17 protein-coding genes and 2 tRNA genes are annotated in these 21,034 nt (G+C 61.4%); 5 read left to right on the plus strand and 14 right to left on the minus strand.

All coding sequences use genetic code 11. The annotated features are described in order from the left end of the window. Nucleotides 1-51: 51 nt before the first annotated feature. From J1G18_RS04355 to J1G18_RS04370, 4 genes are all read left to right on the plus strand, one after another. Nucleotides 52-138 (plus strand) — tRNA-Leu (locus tag J1G18_RS04355). A 180-nt stretch (nt 139-318) separates the two neighbouring features. Next, nucleotides 319-405: transfer RNA gene (locus J1G18_RS04360), tRNA-Leu, on the plus strand. 328 nt (nt 406-733) lie between these two features. After that, nucleotides 734-1,744, plus strand: a complete 1,011-nt coding sequence (locus tag J1G18_RS04365) for an extracellular solute-binding protein (RefSeq protein ID WP_098966939.1) — start codon at nt 734-736, stop codon at nt 1,742-1,744. After that, nucleotides 1,744-3,309 carry an ABC transporter permease gene (locus J1G18_RS04370; protein ID WP_135294836.1) on the plus strand — a complete coding sequence of 522 codons (1,566 nt, stop codon included), beginning with the start codon at nt 1,744-1,746 and terminating at the stop codon, nt 3,307-3,309. Before J1G18_RS04365 ends, J1G18_RS04370 begins: the two co-directional genes overlap by 1 nt. Before the next feature lie 100 nt (nt 3,310-3,409). On the opposite strand, the gene J1G18_RS04375 is transcribed toward J1G18_RS04370, so the two are convergent. The 12 genes from J1G18_RS04375 to J1G18_RS04430 all read right to left on the minus strand — a co-directional run bounded on the left by J1G18_RS04375 (nt 3,410) and on the right by J1G18_RS04430 (nt 18,402). After that, nucleotides 3,410-5,344: a methyl-accepting chemotaxis protein gene (locus J1G18_RS04375; RefSeq protein WP_098966935.1), complete on the minus strand. Its 1,935-nt coding sequence runs from the start codon at nt 5,342-5,344 to the stop codon at nt 3,410-3,412. Nucleotides 5,345-5,483: 139 nt separating this feature from the next. Further along, nucleotides 5,484-6,773, minus strand: a complete 1,290-nt coding sequence (locus J1G18_RS04380) for an adenylosuccinate synthase (protein ID WP_003221122.1) — start codon at nt 6,771-6,773, stop codon at nt 5,484-5,486. A 54-nt stretch (nt 6,774-6,827) separates the two neighbouring features. Next, nucleotides 6,828-8,015: an ATP phosphoribosyltransferase regulatory subunit gene (locus tag J1G18_RS04385; protein ID WP_047600701.1), complete on the minus strand. Its 1,188-nt coding sequence runs from the start codon at nt 8,013-8,015 to the stop codon at nt 6,828-6,830. Between the two features lie 313 nt (nt 8,016-8,328). Further along, nucleotides 8,329-9,198 carry a protease modulator HflC gene (gene hflC, locus J1G18_RS04390; protein ID WP_027611416.1) on the minus strand — a complete coding sequence of 290 codons (870 nt, stop codon included), beginning with the start codon at nt 9,196-9,198 and terminating at the stop codon, nt 8,329-8,331. After that, nucleotides 9,198-10,373, minus strand: a complete 1,176-nt coding sequence (hflK, locus tag J1G18_RS04395) for an FtsH protease activity modulator HflK (RefSeq protein ID WP_007967435.1) — start codon at nt 10,371-10,373, stop codon at nt 9,198-9,200. Before hflK ends, hflC begins: the two co-directional genes overlap by 1 nt. Nucleotides 10,374-10,469: 96 nt before the next feature. Beyond that, entirely contained in the window at nt 10,470-11,771 is a 1,302-nt protein-coding gene (gene hflX / locus J1G18_RS04400) for a ribosome rescue GTPase HflX (protein WP_003221114.1), read from the minus strand. 12 nt (nt 11,772-11,783) lie between these two features. Continuing rightward, nucleotides 11,784-12,044, minus strand: coding sequence for an RNA chaperone Hfq (gene hfq / locus J1G18_RS04405; RefSeq protein WP_003221112.1), 261 nt, complete (start codon nt 12,042-12,044; stop codon nt 11,784-11,786). A 94-nt stretch (nt 12,045-12,138) separates the two neighbouring features. Then, on the minus strand, nt 12,139-13,110 hold the full coding sequence (gene miaA / locus J1G18_RS04410) for a tRNA (adenosine(37)-N6)-dimethylallyltransferase MiaA (RefSeq protein WP_096794765.1): 972 nt from the start codon (nt 13,108-13,110) through the stop codon (nt 12,139-12,141). Then, nucleotides 13,110-15,008 carry a DNA mismatch repair endonuclease MutL gene (gene mutL / locus J1G18_RS04415; RefSeq protein ID WP_171061819.1) on the minus strand — a complete coding sequence of 633 codons (1,899 nt, stop codon included), beginning with the start codon at nt 15,006-15,008 and terminating at the stop codon, nt 13,110-13,112. Before mutL ends, miaA begins: the two co-directional genes overlap by 1 nt. 5 nt (nt 15,009-15,013) lie before the next feature. After that, a complete protein-coding gene (locus J1G18_RS04420) occupies nt 15,014-16,393 on the minus strand; it encodes an N-acetylmuramoyl-L-alanine amidase (protein ID WP_371260346.1) in 1,380 nt (459 codons plus the stop codon). Between the two features lie 51 nt (nt 16,394-16,444). Beyond that, on the minus strand, nt 16,445-16,915 hold the full coding sequence (gene tsaE / locus J1G18_RS04425; protein ID WP_098966932.1) for a tRNA (adenosine(37)-N6)-threonylcarbamoyltransferase complex ATPase subunit type 1 TsaE: 471 nt from the start codon (nt 16,913-16,915) through the stop codon (nt 16,445-16,447). Further along, nucleotides 16,903-18,402 carry an NAD(P)H-hydrate dehydratase gene (locus J1G18_RS04430; RefSeq protein ID WP_223007147.1) on the minus strand — a complete coding sequence of 500 codons (1,500 nt, stop codon included), beginning with the start codon at nt 18,400-18,402 and terminating at the stop codon, nt 16,903-16,905. The genes tsaE and J1G18_RS04430 overlap by 13 nt, the downstream gene beginning before the upstream one ends. A gap of 63 nt (nt 18,403-18,465) precedes the next feature. Between J1G18_RS04430 and queG the strand changes: the two genes are divergently transcribed. Further along, nucleotides 18,466-19,530, plus strand: a complete 1,065-nt coding sequence (queG, locus tag J1G18_RS04435; protein ID WP_223007148.1) for a tRNA epoxyqueuosine(34) reductase QueG — start codon at nt 18,466-18,468, stop codon at nt 19,528-19,530. Between the two features lie 91 nt (nt 19,531-19,621). On the opposite strand, the gene J1G18_RS04440 is transcribed toward queG, so the two are convergent. Together J1G18_RS04440 and orn are read right to left on the minus strand one after the other, a co-directional pair. Then, nucleotides 19,622-20,233 (minus strand): trimeric intracellular cation channel family protein, encoded by a 612-nt coding sequence (locus J1G18_RS04440; RefSeq protein ID WP_047290974.1) that lies wholly within the window; start codon nt 20,231-20,233, stop codon nt 19,622-19,624. Between the two features lie 204 nt (nt 20,234-20,437). After that, the gene (gene orn, locus J1G18_RS04445) at nt 20,438-20,980 is read right to left on the minus strand and encodes an oligoribonuclease (RefSeq protein ID WP_003221098.1); all 543 of its coding nucleotides are present in this window, start codon (nt 20,978-20,980) and stop codon (nt 20,438-20,440) included. Nucleotides 20,981-21,034 lie beyond the last annotated feature (54 nt).

Here is a 21,034-nt window from a genome sequence, read left to right on the forward strand (position 1 = left end):
AGGCGCTCCGTATAGTGCGCGCCATCGACGACGTACACACGTTGACGAGATGCCCAGGTGGTGAAATTGGTAGACACGCCAGCTTCAGGTGCTGGTGACCTTACGGTCGTGGAAGTTCGAGTCTTCTCCTGGGCACCAATTTCGAGTTTGAGACTAGATCAGTTTCAAGGCTCACACAAAACCCGCGAAAGCGGGTTTTTTGCATTCTAAGCAACGGATTTGTTAAAACTGATTAATTAAAATTAAATCAGGGGTTTACAGATCAAAAAGCGCTCCGTATAGTGCGCCACATCAACAGCGGCAACGCTCGCGATGAATGCCCAGATGGTGAAATTGGTAGACACGCCAGCTTCAGGTGCTGGTGACCTTACGGTCGTGGAAGTTCGAGTCTTCTTCTGGGCACCAATTCAAACTCAAGGTTACGACGTTGAGTTTCCCGAAAACCCGCGAAAGCGGGTTTTTGCGTTTCTGGCGTTTGAAAACCCGCAAGCCTGTGTGGCGAGGGAGCTTGCTCCCGCTGGGATGCGCAGCATTCCTCGCTTTTACATCAGTCATTCCCTCTCTCAGGATTAACGAACGCTACGCAGCCGAGCGGGAGCAAGCCCCCTCGCCACACATGATCACCAGATCATGCTCTAGCAAACCTCCGCCCTCGTCGCAAGGCGCACTTGAGAAACAATATCGTTTATCATTGTTGCAAGTTTTTGCAATGCGACAGTGAGGAACCCTGCGAATGATGTTTCGAAATACCCTGCGCCGCGGCTTGACCTTCACCCTGCTCGGCCTGGCACTCGCCACTCCCCTCACCCAGGCAGCCGATGCGGTTTCCCTGACGCTCTACAACGGTCAACACAAGGAAGTCGGCGATGCGATCGCCAAGGCTTTCGAGGCCAAGACCGGCATTCACGTCAACGTACGCAAGGGCAGCAGCAACCAGCTCGCCAGCCAGGTCATCGAAGAAGGCGACCGCTCCCCCGCCGACGTGATTTACACCGAAGAATCTCCTCCGCTGAACAACCTCGGCGAGCAAGGCCTGCTGGCCAAGACTGACGACGCCACGCTGGCCGTGCTGCCCAAGCAATACGTAGCCGGCAACGGCACCTGGATCGGTGTCACCGCGCGGGTTCGCGTGGTTGCCTACAACCCGAAACTGGTCGATGAGAAAGACCTGCCGAAGTCGGTGATGGAATTCTCCGATCCGAAATGGCAAGGCAAAGTCGGTTTCGTACCAACCAGCGGCGCATTCCAGGAACAAGCCGTGGCGATCATCAAGATGCACGGTCGCGACGCCGCCGAAGAATGGCTGACCGGCCTGCGCGCTTTCGGCAAGACCTACAGCAACAACATGGTCGCCCTCAAAGCCGTGGAAAACGGCGAAGTCGCTACGGTGCTGGTGAACAACTACTACTGGTTCGCCCTGCAGCGTGAGAAAGGCAAACTCGACTCGAAACTGCATTACTTCACCGGCGGCGACGTCGGCGGACTGATCACCGTATCCAGTGCTGCCGTGCTGAAATCCAGCAAACATCCAAAAGAAGCCCAGCAATTCCTTGCCTACATGGCCAGTGAGGAAGGCCAGCGCGTGATCACTCAGACCACCGCCGAATACCCGCTGCACAAAGGTATGGAATCGGATCGCGGGCTCAAGCCGTTCAGCGAATTAGAAGCCCCGAACGTGACCCCGGCCGACCTGGGCAACGCCGAAGAAGCGCTGGAGCTGGAACGTGAAGTTGGCCTGAACTGATGGCCGCATCGTTATCCACCCCCGCCGCGCGCGGGGGTTACGTACCACGACGCAAGCGCCCGTCGATCTGGCTGGTGCTGCCGGTCTTATTGCTGGTGATCATGAGCCTGTTGCCTCTGGCCTATGTCGGCCTGAAAGCCTGGCAGGCCGGCTGGGCCGAAGCGCTGCACCTGTTGTGGCGCCCTTACGTATTCGGTCTGCTGCGCAACACCCTGGCGTTGATGGTCGGCGTAACGCTGACTTGCGGCGTGATCGGCCTGTCACTGGCGTGGCTGCTGGAGCGCAGCAATCTACCGGGACGTCGCCTGTGGGGGGTGGTTCTGTGCTTGCCGTTCGCGGTGCCGGCGTTCGTCAGCAGCTTCACCTGGGTGTCGTTGAGCGCGCAGTTCGAAGGCCTCGGCGGGGCGATTCTGGTGATGAGCCTGTCGAAGTATCCGCTGATCTTTCTGCCGGTCGCGGCGACCCTGCGCAACCTCGATCCGTCCCTTGAAGAATCGGCTCGCACCTTGGGACAGAATCGCTGGGGCGTGTTTTTCCGCGTCACCCTGCCGCTGCTCTGGCCGTCGCTGCTGGCTGGCTCGCTGCTGATTGCCCTGCACATGCTGGTCGAGTTCGGCGCGCTGTCGATCATCGGCCTGCAAACCTTCACCACCGCCATCTACCAGCAATTCGAACTGGAATTCAGCAACGCCAATGCGGCGATGCTTTCGGCGGTGCTGCTCACGCTGTGTCTGATGCTGCTGTGGCTGGAGCTGCGGGTGCGCGGTAAAGGGCGCCATGTGCGCACCGGCCAGGGTGCAGCGCGTCGAGCCGAGCAAGTGCGGTTGGGACCGTGGGCGGTTGCCGGTCAGTTCTATTGCCTGTTGCTGGCGATTGTCGGTAGCGGGATTCCGCTGGGAATGCTCGCGTACTGGCTGGCGGTGGGCTCATCGGCAGCGTTCCCGGTCGCGGCGATCACCGAAGCCCTGCTGTCTTCGCTGGCCTTGTCGCTGGGTGGCGCAGCGCTGTGCCTGCTGCTGGCGGTGCCGGTCGGGTTGCTGGTGGTGCGTTACAAGGGCCAACTGGCGATCTGGGCCGAACGCTTGCCGTATCTGCTCCACGCCTTGCCGGGCCTGGTAATCGCGCTGACGCTGGTGTATTTCGCCCTGCACTACGTGCCGGCGCTGTACCAGACCTCGACATTGCTGCTAATCGCTTATGCGCTGCTGTTCCTGCCATTGGCACAGGCGCCGATTCGCACGGCACTGAACAAGGCTGCGCCGCAGCTGGAGGAAGCGGCACGCACGTTGGGGGCATCGTCATTCACCGCGTTTTGCCGGGTGACCCTGCCGATCATCTTCCCGGCACTGGGTGCGGCGTTTGCGCTGGTGTTTCTGGATGCGATGAAGGAATTGACGGCGACGCTGCTGCTCAGTCCGACCGGGCTGAACACGCTGGCGACCGAGGTCTGGGCGCATACGGCAAATGTCGAGTTCGCGGCGGCAGCGCCTTATGCGGCGTTGTTGATTGTGGTGTCGGGGTTGCCGGTGTATCTGCTGACGACGCGGATGTATCTGAGCCGCTGAAATCGCCTTCGCGAGCAAGCCCGCTCCCACAGTTTGACCGAGTCCCACCAGAGGAATGCGATCGAATGCGGGAGCTGGCCTGCTCGCGAAGGGGGAAACATCAGGCCCTGAACTGTCCCAGACTGGCCTTCAGCTGCGCCGCCAGCCCATCCAGCACCTTGCCACTGGCCGTGGTTTCCACCACCGCCTGCGCCGCTTTCTCGGCCTGGGCATGAATCGTTTCGACCCGCCCACGCACTGCCTGCGCGCCCTGCGCCTGATGCGCCGCTGCCTGCGTTGCCAGACCGATCGCCGCATGCACCTGCTCGACCGAGGCCTGCACTGACTGCTGCAACCGTGCGCTGTCGCGTAACACCAGCAAACCTTCGCTGGCCTGACGCCCCGCCTGGCCGATCGCTTCGACCGCCTCACGCGCGCCCTGCTGCAACGCGACGATGTGCGCCTGAATGTCACCGGTCGAGCTTTGCGTCTTGCTCGCCAGCGCGCGCACCTCGTCCGCGACCACGGCAAAACCGCGGCCGGTCTCACCGGCCCGCGCCGCTTCGATCGCCGCATTCAGGGCCAACAGGTTGGTCTGCTCGGCGATGCCGTGAATCACCGTCAGCACCACTTCGATCTGTTCGCTCTGCTGCGCCAGTCGCTCGATGACTTTCGCCCCGGTATCAACCTGCCCTGCCAGCGCCTCGATCAGGCTGCCGACTTTCGCCGAGGTACGAGTGTTTTCATCGGTGGCCTGGCGAATATCCACCACCTGCTTCAACGCCGCCTGCATGGCATGGCTTTCCGATTGCGCCTCGTCAGCCATTTGCGACAGCGCGCGCAGGCTTTCCGCCACTTCGTCACGCTGCATCCCGGCCGCTGCGTCGGCACCGGCATTGCGCAGGGTCATGGCGCCGATTTCCACACCGGTACGCTGGGCCACGTCGCCCGCCTCGCGCACGATCGGCTGCAACTTATCCACAAAGCGATTGACCGCCGAGGCCATGTCGCCGATTTCGTCCTTGCTGTTGATCTGCACGCGCTTAGTCAGGTCGCCCTCGCCTGCCGCCAGATCGTCCATCGCCGCATTGAGCATCTTCAAGCGATTGACCACCCGGTGCCCCAGCACCACCGCCAGCAACAGCAGCACGCCACAGCCGACCAGCGCCAGACCCATGCCGATCCGCCAGCGCAAGGTCGCAGCGGCGTCCTGTACCGTGCTGGTGGTATTGGCTTTCATTTCGGCAGCGGTGGATTGCGCCGACTGCAGGCGCGCCTGCATTGCCGTCGCGCTGTCGGCGGCGGCGCCCTTGAGGCTGTCGCCCACCAGTTGATCACTGCTGGCGATCAGCGCCGAGAAGCGCTGGTCGAGCGCCGCCAGATCGGTTTCCACCGACGCGGTCGAGACGCCCATCAGCACTTTGCCGATTTCCACGCCGTTAGGGTTGATCGAGGCTTCGAGGTAGTAGACCGACGGATCGTTTTTCGCCGCGTCCAGCACCTTGTCCAGCGCGCGCTCGCCCTGGCCTTTTTCCAGCAAGGCCTTGTTGATCGGATTTTCGCGGTTGAGGTAACGCGTCAGGTGTTGACCGGTGGCATCGTCGTAAACCACGAACAACACGTTGGGATTGCGCTGGGCGCGACGAGCAAATTCGGACAGGGTCGGCACGTCGCTGTCCCACATGGCGCGCGGCGCCACCGAGGCGAGCAACTGAGCCATGTCATTGGCCGAGTCCTTGAGATCTTTTTCCAGTGTCGTACGCAGTTGCGCCTGCTCCTCCTTCAGACGGGAAGACAGGCCGGCGGTCAGACGCTGCCGGGTACTTGAGGAAAGGTTATCGAGGCTTGAGGTGACTTCACGCCCGGCCTGCTCTAGCTCGCCGGAGAGCTTTTGGCTGTCAGCGCCCAGACGAGTGCCGAGATCGGCTTCCAGCGCCGTGACCGTGCTTCGTGTCAGGGCGACTGCCACCAGCACTTGCACCAAAAGGGCGATACCAAGGGTAACGAACACGGGCCGCAACAAACGGCTTTGTAACAGTGAGAGAACGGCCGACACTGTGAATCCCTCTACTTCTGACGCCATTAATTTGATGGCACTCTTGTAGGAAGATTTACAGCAAAGGTCATGCCGTCCAACAGGCATAAACGACAAAGGCCCCGATTAAGGGGCCTTTGTTTTTTACATCAACGACTTATCAAGCGAACGGATGACGCAGAACGATGGTTTCGTTGCGATCCGGGCCCGTCGAAATAATGTCGATCGGCGCGCCGATCAGCTCTTCAACGCGTTTGATGTAGGCACGAGCGTTAGCTGGCAGCTCTTCCAGGGTTTTGGCACCCACGGTCGATTCGGTCCAGCCCGGCACTTCTTCGTACACAGGCTGCAGGCCCACGTAGCTGTCAGCGTCGGTCGGCGCCACGGCATTGCCTTGCGCGTCCTTGTAGCCGGTGCAGATGTTGATGGTTTCCAGACCGTCGAGTACGTCCAGCTTGGTCAGGCAGATGCCCGAGATGCTGTTCACATCGATCGCGCGACGCAGGATGACGGCGTCGAACCAGCCGCAACGACGGGCACGGCCGGTGGTAGCGCCGAACTCGTGACCTTGCTTGGCCAAGTGCGCACCCACGTCGTCGAACAGCTCAGTCGGGAATGGACCCGAACCGACGCGAGTGGTGTAAGCCTTGGTGATGCCCAGGATGTAGTCGAGGAACATCGGGCCAACGCCCGAACCGGTCGCCACGCCACCTGCGGTGGTGTTGGAACTGGTCACGTACGGGTAGGTACCGTGGTCGATGTCGAGCAACGAACCCTGAGCGCCTTCGAACATGATGTCTTTGCCGGCGCGACGCAGGTCGTGCAGCTCGGCAGTCACGTCGAGCATCAGCGGCTTGAGCAGCTCGGCGTATTCCTTGCACTCGGCCAAGGTCTTTTCGAACTCGATGGCCGGCTCCTTGTAGTAACCGACCAGCATGAAGTTGTGGTAATCCACCAGCTCACGCAGCTTGTCTTCGAAACGCGGCATGTTCAGCAGATCGCCCACGCGCAGACCACGACGGGCAACCTTGTCTTCGTAAGCCGGGCCGATGCCGCGACCGGTGGTACCGATCTTCAGCTCGCCGCGGGCTTTTTCACGGGCCTGGTCCAGCGCCACGTGGAAGGACAGAATCAGCGGGCAGGACGGGCTGATACGCAGGCGCTCGCGCACCGGTACGCCTTTCTCTTCCAGCTTGGTGATCTCACGCAGCAGGGCGTCAGGTGCAACCACCACGCCGTTGCCGATCAGGCACTGCACGCCTTCGCGCAGCACGCCCGACGGGATCAGGTGCAAGACGGTTTTCTCGCCGTCGATCACCAGGGTGTGGCCAGCGTTGTGGCCACCTTGGTAGCGCACTACGGCGGCAGCATGTTCGGTCAGCAGATCAACGATCTTGCCTTTGCCCTCATCACCCCATTGGGTGCCCAGGACTACGACATTCTTACCCATAACACTTGTCCTCATTCGCGCAAACTTGGTGCCGGCGATGGCCGGCAGGAAAACTCAAGAAGCCAGTGGCGATACTTGCCAAAGCCCGTTCTGCTGAATCAATTGCCGGTCGCAGTCCGCATCACGGGCGGCGGCCAAAGGTTGTCCAGGCAATGCCTGAACGACACGCTGACCCTCACTGCGCAACTGGCAAACCTGCTGCCAGAGTGCCGCATCCGTACTGTCAGGCATCCAGATACCGCCAGACGGTAGCTCGATCTCAGCACGCCCCAGGGTCACCAGGGTTTTCAAATCGGTAGAGAAGCCGGTCGCCGGACGGGCACGACCGAAGTCGGCGCCGATGTCGTCGTAACGACCGCCCTGAGCGATGGACTGGCCCACGCCCGGGACAAACACCGCGAACACCACACCCGTGTGGTAGTGGTAGCCGCGCAGCTCGCCCAGGTCGAAGTACAGCGGCAACTCCGGGAAACGCGTCGCCAGACGATCGGCGATCTCCAGCAAATCTTCCAGCGCCGCCAGAACCGGCGCCGGTGCATTGGCCAGACGCTCACGGGCCGCACTCAGTACTTCACGGCCGCCACACAGATCGACCAGCGCCCGCAGCATGCCGGACAGATCGGCCGGCAGGCCTTCGGTCAAGGTAATGACCTCGTCGATGGCCTTGCGTTGCAACGCATCGAACAACTGCTGCTCGACTTCACCGGACAGACCGGCGGCACGCGCCAGACCACGGTAGATGCCGACATGGCCAAGGTCCATGTGCACATCCGGCACATCGGCCAGTTGCAGCATGGCCAGCATCAGGCTGATCACTTCAACGTCGCTGCTCGGGCTGGCATCGCCGTAGAGCTCGGCACCCAACTGGATCGGGCTGCGCGAGGACGACAGTGCACGCGGCTGGGCATGCAGCACGCTGCCGGCGTAGCACAGACGGCTCGGACCTTCGCGACGCAGGGTGTGCGCATCGATGCGCGCCACTTGCGGCGTGATGTCGGCACGGAACCCCATCTGCCGACCCGACTGCGGGTCGATGACCTTGAAGGTACGCAGATCCAGGTCCTGGCCCGCACCGGTCAGCAGGGATTCCAGGTACTCGATATGGGGAGTCACGACAAACTCGTAACCCCAGCTCTGGAACAGATCCAACACCTGACGACGCGCGACTTCAATGCGCGCCGCTTCCGGTGGCAGTACTTCTTCGATGCCATCTGGCAGCAGCCAGCGGTCTACCGTTGCCATTACGCCATTCCCCTTTGATCCGGGCGGCCAGCCTGCGGGCGAGCCTTGAGTGAAGCAGAAAATGACCGATCCGTTCAAAACGCACGCGCATGAACGACGCGGCGAAAGGCCTGTTACCGGCTTCGCCCATCACTTTCCTCGAAAAACGCTCGGGCCATTCAACCCGATGCCTGCAACAAAAAACAGCAATCAAACGTGCAGACGCAAAAAAGCCGGGAATTTCCCGGCTGCCGCATCATACACACGTTTTCCCAAAGGATCACCCCGCCCGAGGTTTTAGCCGCCGGGCGGAATGATTCAGGTCAACGTCGTATCAAGGCTTGGACTTTTCCAGGTAACGGAAGAAGTCGCTGCTTGGGTCGAGAACCATGACGTCGGATTTGTTCGCGAAGCTTTCACGGTAGGCACGCAGGCTACGGTAGAAACCGTAGAACTCCTGATCCTGGCCGTAGGCCTTGGAGTAGATCGCAGCGGCCTGGGCATCGCCATCACCGCGAATCTCTTCGGACTCACGATAGGCTTCAGCCAGCAGCACGCGGCGTTGACGATCGGCGTCGGCACGGATGCCTTCGGCCAGCTCGTTACCCTTGGCGCGGTGCTCGCGAGCTTCACGCTCACGCTCGGTGCTCATACGTTCGAACACGCTGCGGTTCACTTCTTTCGGCAGATCGATGGCCTTGACCCGGACATCGACGACTTCGATACCCAGCTCTTTTTCCGCCATCTTGTTCAGCGACGCGGTTATGTCAGCCATCAGCGCATCACGCTCACCCGACACCACTTCGTGCAGGGTGCGCTTGCCGAACTGGTCACGCAGACCGGATTCCAGACGACGGGACAGACGCTCGTCGGCGATCTGCTTGAGGCCGGAAGTCGCGGTGTAGAAGCGCTCGGCATCTTTCACGCGCCACTTGGCGTAGGCATCGACCATCACGGCTTTCTTTTCCAGGGTCAGGAAGCGCTGTGTCGGTGCATCCAGCGTCATCAGACGTGCGTCGAATTTACGCACCTGGTTAACGTAAGGCACTTTCACATGCAGGCCCGGCTGGACATCGGCCTGAACCACACGACCGAATTGCAGCAGCACCGCGCGCTCGGTCTGAGCCACGATATAGAAGCAGTTCCAGCCCACCAGCACCACGACAACGCCAACGATCAGGGCGATCAGCGATTTATTGCTCATCAGCGGGTCTCCCTTGTACGTGTCTGCGGCAGGTCAGTGACATGCGGCGCGACGTCCGTGTTGTTGCTGGCGGCAGCCGAACCGGTAACCGGTGCATTGCTGCCCGAACTGTTCTGGATCATTTTGTCCAACGGCAGGTAAAGCAGGTTGCTCTGGCCGTTCTTGTTGCCGGTCACGAGTACCTTGCTGGTATTGCTGAAGACTTCCTGCATGGTGTCCAGGTACAGACGCTGGCGGGTGACTTCAGGGGCCTTGCGATACTCGGCGACCAGTTTGGTAAAGCGATCCGCCTCACCCTTGGCGCGCGAAACCGTTTCGTCGCGGTAACCGTTGGCATCCTCGAGGATACGCTGGGCCTGACCACGGGCTTCCGGCACGACGCCGTTGGCGTAGGTTTCCGCCTGGTTGCGCGAACGCTGCTCGTCTTCACGGGCGCGGATCACGTCGTCGAAGGCTTCCTGCACTTCACGCGGTGCCGCTGCGCTCTGTACGTTGACCTGGGTGACGGTGATACCGGTGCGATAGGTATCGAGGAAACGTTGCAGACGCTCCTTGATTTCGCTGGCCATCAATTCACGACCTTCGGTCAGCACCTGATCCATGGCGGTCGAACCCACCACGTGGCGCAGGGCGCTGTCGGTCGCATGCTGCAGACTGATTTCCGGCTGATCGACGTTCAGCACGAAGTCCTGCAGGTTGCTGATCTTGTACTGCACGGTCAGCGGCACTTCGACGATGTTCTCGTCTTCAGTCAGCATCTGGCCCTGCTTGGTGTAGGCACGCTCACGCGTGACGTTTTCCATGTACTTCTTGTCGATCGGCGGGAAGTAGATGTTCAGGCCGGGGCCGACGGTCTCGTAGTACTTGCCGAAGCGCAGCACCACGGCTTGCTCCTGCTCGTCGACCACATAGACCGCGCTGTACAGCCAGACAGCCGCCAGCACCACGAGGCCGATGCCGAGCAGACCGCCGAAGCCGCCACCACTCCTGCCCGAACCACCGCCGTCATCACCACCGCGTTTCTTACCACCACCGAACAACCCGTTCAGGCTTTCCTGCAGCTTTCGGAAGGCCTCGTCGAGATCCGGTGGCCCCTTGCGGTCGCCGTTATTGCGGCGCTTGCCACCCCAAGGATCCTGATTATTCGAGTTGCCACCCGGCTCATTCCAAGCCATAGCGCTCTCCATCTGATAAAGCAAAGACGCACCCACGGCGCGCCGACCAATGCTACAGAATGCCTGCCGTTGCGGCACAACCGCTTTGCCAGGCTTTTATTGCAAAGTGTGTTGCTCGATGAATTCCATCGGCTGCAATCCTTCGCGGCTTACCAGTCGATTCAACTCGACCCGGGGCAAACGAACGGCCAGCAGGCAGATGCCTTCTTCGTCATGCTCTTCTTTCTGTACCGCACCGAGTTCGAAGAACTGCGCACGCAGTCGAGCGAACCGTTGCGGCAAGCGCAATGTCCCCACAAACAAATCACTGCCCAGCAACTCGGCAATGGCTTGCTCAAGCAATTCCAGCCCCGTGCCATCGCGCGCCGACAGCCAGACCCGCTGCGGTTTGCCATCGGCATCGCGCTGGATCTGTGGCTCAACGCCTTCAAGCAAATCGAGTTTGTTGTATACCTCGAGGATCGGCAAGTCCTGGGCTCCGATCTCGCCCAGTACCACCATCACCTGCTCGATCTGCAACATGCGATCCGGTTCGGCCGCATCGATCACGTGCAACAGCAGGTCGGAATTGCTCGACTCTTCGAGCGTAGACCGAAATGCCTCGACCAGCTTGTGCGGCAAGTGCCGAATGAACCCTACCGTGTCAGCCAGAACGATCGGCCCCAGGTCGTCCAGTTCCAGACGGCGCAGGGTCGGGTCGAGGGTGGCGAACAACTGGTCGGCCGCGTACACCTCGGATTTGGTCACGTTATTGAACAGCGTGGATTTGCCGGCGTTGGTATAGCCCACCAGAGACACGGTAGGGATATCCGCACGGGAACGGCCGCGACGCGATTGCTCGCGCTGGCTGCGCACTTTTTCCAGACGACCCTTGATCTGACGCAGACGAACCCGCAGCAGACGCCGGTCGGTTTCGAGCTGGGTTTCACCCGGGCCACGCATGCCGATACCGCCACCCTGACGCTCAAGGTGAGTCCAGCCGCGAACCAGGCGGGTGCTCATGTGATCAAGCTGGGCCAGTTCTACCTGGAGCTTGCCTTCATGGGTACGGGCGCGCTGAGCGAAGATATCGAGAATCAGGCCGGTACGGTCGATCACGCGACACTCGAAAACACGTTCGAGGTTACGTTCCTGACTGGGCGTGAGAATGTGATTGAAAATCACCAGATCGGCCTTTTCGGCATGGACCAGGTCGCGTAATTCCTCGACCTTGCCGCTGCCAATCAGGAATTTGGCGGTTGGCCGATGACGCGGTACGTTAAAAAACGCAACGGTCTCGGCGCCCGCCGAATTAGCCAATTCCTGAAACTCCTGCGGATCTTCGCGCGCCTCAGGGTCCTGACCTTCCAAGTGAACGAGGATGACTCGCTCACCACCACCGTGGCGCTCAAAGAACAAAGGAGACTCCTATCAGGCGTTACCTGGCTCAGCGTCACCCGCATCGGATTCGGTTGCGCTAGGCAGACGAATTGGACGTACTGGCACGACTGTCGAGATAGCGTGTTTGTAAACCATCTGGCTGACGGTGTTTTTCAGCAGGATAACGAACTGGTCGAACGACTCGATCGTGCCTTGCAGTTTGATACCGTTGACCAGGTAGATGGAAACCCCAACTTTCTCTTTACGTAAAGTATTCAAGTAAGGGTCTTGTAGCGAATGCCCTTTTGACATGTGCCGCACTCCTTTAAGGATTCAATAATAAAAATAGGTAATTCAGATGGCTTTGGCCGCCACACCCCCAAGGATAGACGGCAATTGCAAGGACTCAGCTCAATATGGAGATGGTCCCAAGGTATTTCAAGGCGCGTGGCAGATTGTCGCAATCAAGACTGTCCAGCCAGTGCAGTTCTTCCCAGCTGCGCAGCCAGGTGAACTGGCGCTTGGCCAATTGACGCGTGGCAATGATGCCGCGTTCCTGCATTTCAGCTAACGACAGCTTGCCATCCAGGTAGTCCCAGACTTGGCGGTAGCCTACCGCACGTATAGACGGCAACCCGGAATGCAGGTCACTTCTTTTACGCAGGGCTACGACCTCGTCGATGAACCCCTGTTCCAGCATATTTGTGAATCTTTGTTTAATGCGCTCATGCAGTACCTGGCGATTTGCCGGAGCAATGGCCAAGTTCGCGACAGTATAGGGCAATTGTTGCCGTCCCGAAGCGGCTGCTTCAGTACTTTGCGCAGATTGTTGCTGACGCAGGGCAGTCATGCTCTGACCGCTGACCCGATAAACCTCCAGCGCCCGACTCAGGCGCTGCGGATCGTTCGGATGAATGCGTGCCGCCGACACCGGATCGATGCTCGCCAGTTGATCGTGCAGGGCTTGCCAGCCAAGGCGTGCAGCCTCTTCTTCGATCTGCGCACGGACCTCGGGATCCGCCGCCGGCATGTCCGCCAGGCCATCAACCAACGCCTTGTAATAGAGCATGGTGCCGCCAACCAGCAGCGGAATTTTCCCGCGTGCGGTGATTTCAGCCATGGCTTGCAGGGCATCGCGGCGGAAATCCGCAGCCGAATAGGCCTCGGCCGGATCAAGAATGTCGATCAACCGGTGCGGAAACTCGGCCAGCAGTTCTTTCGATGGCTTGGCGGTGCCGATGTCCATGCCGCGATAGACCAGCGCCGAGTCGACGCTGATCAGCTCGCACGGCAGCACCTTGGTCAGCTCGATGGCCAGGTCGGTCTTGCCCGCAGCGGTCGGGCCCATCAGAAAAATCGCTGGAGGAAGCTGGCTCATCAACGACCGCGCAGGAACAGTTTGTCCAGATCGTCCAGGCCCAGCTGGGTCCAGGTCGGTCGGCCATGGTTGCATTGACCGCTGCGCTCGGTGTTTTCCATGTCGCGCAGCAGGCCGTTCATTTCCGGCAGGGCCAGGCGCCGGTTGGCACGGATCGCGCCGTGGCAGGCCATGGTGCCGAGCAGTTCGTTCAGGTGCGCCTGAATCCGGTCGCTGGTGCCGTATTCCATCAGGTCCGACAGCACGTCACCCACCAGACGATTGGCCTCGGCCTGCTTGAGCAGCGCCGGAATCTGGCGGATTGCCAATGTTTCCGGGCCCAGACGCTGCAGCTCGAAGCCCAGTTTCTGGAACCATGCAGCGTGTTCTTCAGCGCAATCGGCCTCTCGCTGACTGACCGCCAGCGACTCCGGCACCAACAGCGGCTGACCGCTGAGACCTTCGCTGGCCATGGCGATTTTCAGGCGTTCGTACATGATCCGCTCGTGCGCGGCATGCATGTCCACCAGCACCAGCCCCTGAGCATTCTCGGAGAGAATGTAGATGCCCTTGAGCTGCGCCAGCGCGTAACCGAGCGGCGGAATGTCTTCCTGGCCGGCTGGCAGCGCGTTGGCATTCGCTTCCGGCAACGGTGCGAAGAACTCGCGGTAAGCAGCTTGTGCCTCGGCGGCCGGCACAGCCGACTGCGGACGCGGCGTGTACTGATACTGATAAGCGCCGCCAGCGCTGGCGCCCGACGAAGTATTGAACGCCGGTTGCGCCTGCGGCTGTTCCAGCAGCGCGTTGGCCGCCAGACGCATTTCGCCCTGCGGGCCGAACTCGCCGGCCTCGATACCGGTTGGACGCACCACGGCTGTGGTGACAGAGCCGGCCAGTTGATCTTCCGGACGCACATCGCCCAACGCGCGGTGCAATGTGCCGTAAAGGAAGTCATGCACCATGCGCCCGTCACGGAAGCGCACTTCGTGCTTGGTCGGGTGCACGTTGACGTCCACCGCAGCCGGATCGACCTCGAAAAACAGCGCGAAGGTCGGATGACGGCCATTGAACAGCACATCGCGATAAGCCTGGCGCACCGCGTGGGCCACCAGCTTGTCGCGCACCGCACGACCGTTCACGAAGAAATACTGCAAGTCCGCCTGACTGCGGTTGAAGGTCGGCAACCCGACCCAGCCCCACAAGTGCAGACCATTGCGCTCGATCTCGATCGGCAGCGCCTGCTCAAGGAAGCCCGAACCGCAGATCGCCGCCACACGCCGGGCGCGGGCCGCATCATCGTGGGCCTCGTGCAGGCTAAGGATGGTCTTGCCGTTGTGGCGCAGATGGAAGGCCACGTCGAAACGCGCCAGCGCCAGACGCTTGATCACTTCTTGCAGGTGATCGAATTCGGTTTTTTCGGTCTTGAGAAACTTGCGCCGCGCCGGCGTATTGAAAAACAGGTCGCGCACTTCCACCGAGGTACCGACCGGATGCGCCGCCGGCTGCACCCGAGGCGCCATGTCGCGACCTTCGGTTTCGACCTGCCAGGCCTGATCAGCATCGCGGGTGCGCGAGGTCAGGGTCAGGCGCGCCACGGAGCTGATCGACGCCAGTGCCTCACCACGGAAGCCCAGGCTCATCACCTGCTCCAGATCTTCGAGATTGCGAATCTTGCTGGTGGCGTGACGGGCCAGCGCCAGCGGCAGGTCGTCGGCGGAAATGCCGCTGCCATCGTCACGCACCCGCAGCAGCTTGACGCCGCCCTGCTCGACATCGACATCGATGCGCTTGGCACCGGAGTCGAGACTGTTTTCCAGCAACTCCTTGATCACCGAAGCCGGGCGCTCGACCACCTCGCCGGCGGCGATCTGGTTCGCCAGCCGCGGGCTGAGCAGTTCGATGCGTGCGGCGTTCAACACCTGATTCATTCTTTGGACGCCAGTTCGGTGCCGGGAATGGTCAGGTGCTGGCCGATCTTCAGCTCATCGCTACTTAGATTGTTGGCACTGCGCAGCGTCGCGGGGGACACCTGATAACGCACGGCGATCATCGCCAGCGTCTCGCCCGGGCTCACGCGGTGATCGCGCGGGCCTTGGGCGATCTTGCCGGAGTCACGCAGCCAGGCAATGTAGGTGCCCGGTGGCGGATTCTGCTGGAAGAACTGGCGCACGCCGCTGCTGATCGAACGCGCCAGCGCCTGCTGGTGGCTTGAAGCCGAGAGCTTGTTCGCTTCGTTGGCGTTGGAGATGAATCCGGTTTCGACGAGGATCGACGGGATGTCCGGCGACTTCAACACCATGAACCCGGCCTGCTCCACGCGCTGCTTGTGCAACGGAGTCACGCGACCGATGTTGGTCAGGACTTTCTGGCCGACGTTGAGGCTGGAAGTCAGCGATGCGGTCATCGACAGGTCAAGCAACACGCCGGCGAGCATGCGGTCCTTGTCGTCGAGGCTGACGTTGCCGGCACCACCGATCAGGTCGGAACGGTTTTCGCTGTCGGCCAGCCAACGGGCGGTTTCCGATGTCGCGCCGCGATCAGACAGGGCAAACACCGAGGCACCGAAGGCTGCCGCAGACGGCGCAGCGTCGGCGTGGATCGAAACGAACAGGTCGGCGCCCTTCTTGCGGGCAATTTCGGTGCGGCCGCGCAACGGGATGAAGTAGTCGCCGGTACGGGTCAGTTCGGCGCGGAAACCTTTCATGCCGTTGACCTGACGCTGCAGCTCGCGGGCGATCTGCAGCACCACGTCTTTCTCACGCTGGCCGCGCGAGCCGGACGCACCCGGGTCTTCGCCGCCGTGACCGGCGTCGATCACCACAATGATGTCGCGCTTGCCAGCCGGGGCCGGTGGCAACTTGATCGCCGGTTCAGACGGTGTCACCGGCACTGCCGGCACGGTGGCGACCGATGGCGTTGGCGCAGGCGGCGGCGCGGCATCGGCCGGGTTGTCGAACAGGTCGACCACCAGACGGTTGCCATATTGCGCGTTCGGCGCCAGCGAGAAACTTTTCGGGGTGACGGCTTTTTTCAGGTCGATGACCACTCGCAGATCGGTCGGCGTGCGCTGGGCCGAGCGCATCGCGGTGATCGGCGTGTTAGCAGTCGAGACCTTTAACGGCGCCCCCAGGGTGGCGCCATTGATGTCGATCACCAGCCGATCCGGTGCGGTCAGGGTGAAGACGCTGTGCTGCACCGGACCGCTCAGGTCGAAGACCAGTCGCGTGTTGTCCGGCGCCCGCCACAGGCGCACGCTGTTGACCTTTGTCTCGGCCACAGCGTTGACGGTTACTGCCATCAACATCAGTCCAACGGCAGCCACCAACGCGCGAAAGCGCATACCTAACCCCATCATTTAATTGGATTCCAATGCCAAAGCGGCACACCAGGCCTCGCCACGCGAGCCCTGGGATAAAATTTTCAGCGAACGCCCGCTGTCTTGCGGGCTAATGGTAATGGTCAGGTCAGGCTTTGGCAAAAAGCCTGCACCTTTATCGGGCCACTCGATCAGGCACAGGGCATCGTCTTCGAAATAGTCGCGGATGCCGAGAAACTCCAGCTCCTCCGGATCGACCAGGCGATACAGGTCGAAGTGGAAGGCGCGCACATCACCGATCTCGTAGGGTTCGACCAAGGTGAAGGTCGGACTTTTTACCGCGCCGACATGCCCCAGCCCACGAATGATGCCCCGCGACAGGGTGGTTTTGCCCATGCCCAGATTGCCTTCCAGGAAAATCAGGCCGTGGCCCTGGGTAATGCGGGCGATCCGTGCGCCAAAGTCGCTCATGGCCTGTTCATCGGCCAGGTACAGGGTTACTTCAGACACGGTGCATGCTCCTCCAACAACTGACGAATGACTGGAATCAGATCACTGGCCGCCAGTCCACGGCCGAATTTACCTTGTTGCGCGCCGGCATTGGCGTGCAGCCAGACGGCCAGGCACGCGGCATCGAAGCCATCCATGCCTTGGGCCAACAACGCGCCAGTCAAGCCGGCGAGTACGTCGCCCAGGCCGGCGGTGGCCATGGCCGGATGGCCTTGATGACACAGCGCCAGACGCCCATCGGGGTGGGCGATCAGGCTGCCGGCGCCTTTGAGCACGACGACGGCCGAGTATTTTTTGCTCAACGCCCGCGCGGCGGCCGGACGATCTGCCTGCACCTCGGCAGTGCTGATCCCTAACAGGCGCGCCGCCTCGCCCGGATGCGGGGTGATCACGCATTCCTTGGGCAGACTGACAAATCCGCTCGCCAGCAGATTCAATGCGTCGGCGTCCCAAACCTGTGGCAGCGGCGCATTGGCGGCAGCGGATAACAGCGCCCGCCCCCAACTCGCCTGCCCGAGTCCCGGACCAACCACCAGCACCGAAACCTTTTCCAGCAGCCCCATCAACTGATTGGCCGACGACGTGCCGAGGGCCATGACTTCCGGGATTCGCGTCAGCGCTGCCGGGACATGCTCCGGACGGGTCGCCAGCGACACCATGCCCGCGCCGCTGCGCAAGGCCGTTTCGCTACTGAGCAGAATCGCCCCGCCAAAACCCTGATCGCCACCGATCAGCAGCAAATGCCCGAAGCGCCCTTTGTGTGCAGCGGGCGCACGCGGGGCCAATCGTGGAAGATTAGCCGCCGAGAGACGCAGAGCGCTGACAGGAATGTCACGGTAGATGTCGGCGGCGGCTTGCAGATCGTTAAACACCAACGCCCCGACCTGATCCGCCGCATCCCCGGTGAACAGGCCGAGCTTCAAGCCGATGAAAGTCACGGTAAGGTCAGCGTGAACCGCAATGCCGAGGACATGTCCGGTATCGGCACACAGTCCGGAAGGAATATCCACCGCCACCACCGGCAGGCCACTGGCATTGATCGCCTTGATTGCAGCGGCATACGGTTCACGGACATCGCCGGCCAGCCCAGTGCCGAGCAAGGCATCGACAATCACCCCGCGCAGCTCGCTTTGCGCGGTCCAACCCTGCACGGCGACGCCATCGTTGATGGCCTGCGCATAAGCCTGTGCTGCATCGCCCTGCAAACGTTGCGGATCACCGACGGCCAGCACCCGCACCGCCCACCCGGCCCGGTGCGCCAGCGCGGCGATCAGAAAACCATCACCGGCGTTGTTGCCATGCCCGGCAAGCACAGTCATTTCGCTCGCCGACGGCCATTGCCGCACCAATGCACGCCAGGTCGCGTGCGCGGCGCGCTGCATCAATTCGAAGCCCGGCGTGCCCGCAGCGATCAGCCGCGCATCGAGTGCTCGCACCTGTGCAGCGCCATACAGCGCGTCGGGTAATTCATCTTTCGTGTGCGGCATGCGTCTTCGGGCTCCGATGTCTGGCAGAATTATACGCACCTCAGCTCCGGTTTCTCTCGCCTCATGTCCGCCATCACCACAGATCTGCCCGCCCTCGCCCAATCGATCAAGGATTGGGGCCGCGAGCTGGGCTTCCAGCAAGTCGGCATCAGCGGTCTGGACCTGGCCGAGCATGAGCAGCACCTGGAGCGCTGGCTCGCCGCCGGCTACCACGGCGAAATGGACTACATGGGCGCCCATGGCAGCAAACGCTCGCATCCCGAGGAGTTGGTGCCCGGCACGCTGCGCGTGGTTTCGCTGCGCATGGACTACCTGCCCGGCGACACGCAAATGGCGCAGATCCTCGCGCAACCGGAGAAAGCTTACGTCTCGCGTTATGCCTTGGGCCGCGATTACCACAAATTGATCCGTAAACGTGTGCAGCAATTGGCTGACAGGATTCAGTCGGAGATCGGCCCGTTCGGTTTTCGCGCCTTCGTCGACAGCGCCCCGGTGCTGGAAAAAGCCATCGCCGAGCAGGCCGGGCTGGGCTGGATCGGCAAAAACACTTTGGTACTGAACCGAAAGGCCGGCAGTTATTTCTTCTTGAGCGAACTGTTTGTCGATCTGCCGCTGCCGGTGGACGAACCGCACAGCAGCGAACATTGCGGGCGCTGCACGGCGTGCCTGGACATCTGCCCGACCAACGCCTTCGTCGGCCCCTATGTGCTGGACGCCCGGCGCTGCATCTCCTACCTGACCATCGAACTGAAAAACGCCATCCCCGAAGACCTGCGCCCGCTGATCGGCAACCGCGTGTTCGGCTGCGACGACTGCCAGATCGTCTGCCCGTGGAACCGCTTCGCCAAGCCATCCGGGGAAAGCGATTTCAAGCCCCGGCACAACCTGGACAACGCCGAACTGGCGGAACTGTTCATGTGGGACGAGGATAAATTTCTCAGCAGCACCGAAGGCTCGCCGCTGCGCCGCGCCGGTTACGAGCGCTGGCTGCGCAATCTGGCGGTCGGCTTGGGCAACGCGCCGTCGAGCATTCCGGTGCTGGAAGCCTTGAAGGCGCGCCGCGACTACCCGTCAGAGCTGGTACGTGAACACGTCGAGTGGGCGCTGAAACAGCACGGTCAATTGTAGGAGCTGCCGCAGGCTGCGATCTTTTGACTTTGATTTTTAAAAGACAAGATCAAAGGATCGCAGCCTGCGGCAGCTCCTACAGAGAAATGTATTAATGCTCGTCGTTGTAGACGAACTTGGGCATTTCCCAGTGGAACCGAATCGCCAGCAACCGCAACAGAAAACCGCCGAACAAAGTGATCAGAATCGCCTGCTCGCTCGGCACATTCAGGTACAGGCAGAGCATGTAGCACCACGCGGCGGCGAACGAGACGCTGGCGTACAGTTCGCGGCGGAAGATCAGCGGGATGTCGTTGCAGAAGATGTCACGCAGGATGCCGCCGAAGACGCCGGTGATCACCCCACTGACCGAGGCCACCAGCATGCCGTGGCCCATTTCCAACGCGGTCATGCAGCCGATCAGGGTGAACGCCACCAGACCGACCGCATCGAGCACCAGAAACAATGAGCGCAGGTGACGCATCCAGCGTGCGGTGAATACAGTGAGCATCGCGGCGGCCGAAGTCAGCACCAGGTATTCCGGGTGCTTGACCCACGTCAGCGGATAATGCCCGAGTAACACATCGCGCACCGAACCGCCGCCCAATGCAGTGACGCAGGCGATCAACACCACCCCGAACCAGTCCATGCCGCGCCGCCCGGCAGACAGCGCGCCGGTCATGGCTTCAGCGGTAATGGCGATCAGATAGAGCATCAGCAACATGGCGGCGGTCCTGGCAGGAAGGCGCGCAGTCTAGCCATTTCAGCGCCGCACCAGAAGGGGGCGCGCTCCGGGATGCATTTCTGACTTGAATCTTACGGGACTCTGACGCCCTCTTCGCGAGCAAGCCCGCTCCCACAGGGGGGACGCATTCCAAATTGTGGGAGCGGGCTTGCTCGCGAAGACGTCAGGGCAGACACCCCTCAATCAGAACTTGATGAAATGCTTGCGGTAGTGCTGCAGCTCGGCGATCGACTCGCGGATGTCGTCCAGCGCCAGGTGAGTGCTGCCCTTCTTGAAGCTGTCGCGCACGTCCGGTGCCCAGCGTGCGGCCAGCTCTTTGAGTGTCGACACGTCGAGGTTGCGGTAGTGAAAGTAGCTTTCCAGTGCCTTCATGTGGGTATAAAGGAAGCGACGATCCTGGCAGATGCTGTTGCCGCAGATCGGCGACTTGCCCTTCGGTACCCATTTCTCGAGGAAAGCGATGGTTTCGGCCTCGGCCTCGGCCATGCTGATACGGCTGTCACGCACGCGCTGGGTCAGGCCCGAGTTGCCGTGGGTGCGGGTGTTCCACTCGTCCATGCGGGCGAGCACTTCGTCACTGTGGTGAATGGCGATCACCGGGCCTTCGGCCAGGGTGTTCAGGTCACTGTCGGTGACGATGGTGGCCATTTCGATGATGACGTCGTTTTCCGGATCCAGACCGGTCATTTCCAGGTCGATCCAGATCAGGTTCTGCGGGTTTTGCATATTCGGGCTCCTAGGCAATGCTGCGCAGTTTAGCCTAGGCCGGTGCCCGGGCGT

The organism is Pseudomonas sp. MIS38, assembly GCF_019891575.1.
GTDB classification, from domain to species: Bacteria; Pseudomonadota; Gammaproteobacteria; order Pseudomonadales; family Pseudomonadaceae; genus Aquipseudomonas; species Aquipseudomonas putida_A.

Coding starts and splice junctions, on each gene's coding strand:
- J1G18_RS04370 (WP_135294836.1), top strand. CDS start 1,744: ATGGCCGCATCGTTATCCACCCCCGCCGCGCGCGGGGGTTACGTACCA.
- orn (WP_003221098.1), bottom strand. CDS start 20,980: ATGCAAAACCCGCAGAACCTGATCTGGATCGACCTGGAAATGACCGGT.
- J1G18_RS04385 (WP_047600701.1), bottom strand. CDS start 8,015: ATGGCAACGGTAGACCGCTGGCTGCTGCCAGATGGCATCGAAGAAGTA.
- J1G18_RS04365 (WP_098966939.1), top strand. CDS start 734: ATGATGTTTCGAAATACCCTGCGCCGCGGCTTGACCTTCACCCTGCTC.
- hflC (WP_027611416.1), bottom strand. CDS start 9,198: ATGAGCAATAAATCGCTGATCGCCCTGATCGTTGGCGTTGTCGTGGTG.
- J1G18_RS04430 (WP_223007147.1), bottom strand. CDS start 18,402: ATGCCGCACACGAAAGATGAATTACCCGACGCGCTGTATGGCGCTGCA.
- queG (WP_223007148.1), top strand. CDS start 18,466: ATGTCCGCCATCACCACAGATCTGCCCGCCCTCGCCCAATCGATCAAG.
- hflK (WP_007967435.1), bottom strand. CDS start 10,373: ATGGCTTGGAATGAGCCGGGTGGCAACTCGAATAATCAGGATCCTTGG.
- J1G18_RS04420 (WP_371260346.1), bottom strand. CDS start 16,393: ATGTTGATGGCAGTAACCGTCAACGCTGTGGCCGAGACAAAGGTCAAC.
- J1G18_RS04440 (WP_047290974.1), bottom strand. CDS start 20,233: ATGTTGCTGATGCTCTATCTGATCGCCATTACCGCTGAAGCCATGACC.
- J1G18_RS04380 (WP_003221122.1), bottom strand. CDS start 6,773: ATGGGTAAGAATGTCGTAGTCCTGGGCACCCAATGGGGTGATGAGGGC.
- hfq (WP_003221112.1), bottom strand. CDS start 12,044: ATGTCAAAAGGGCATTCGCTACAAGACCCTTACTTGAATACTTTACGT.
- miaA (WP_096794765.1), bottom strand. CDS start 13,110: ATGAGCCAGCTTCCTCCAGCGATTTTTCTGATGGGCCCGACCGCTGCG.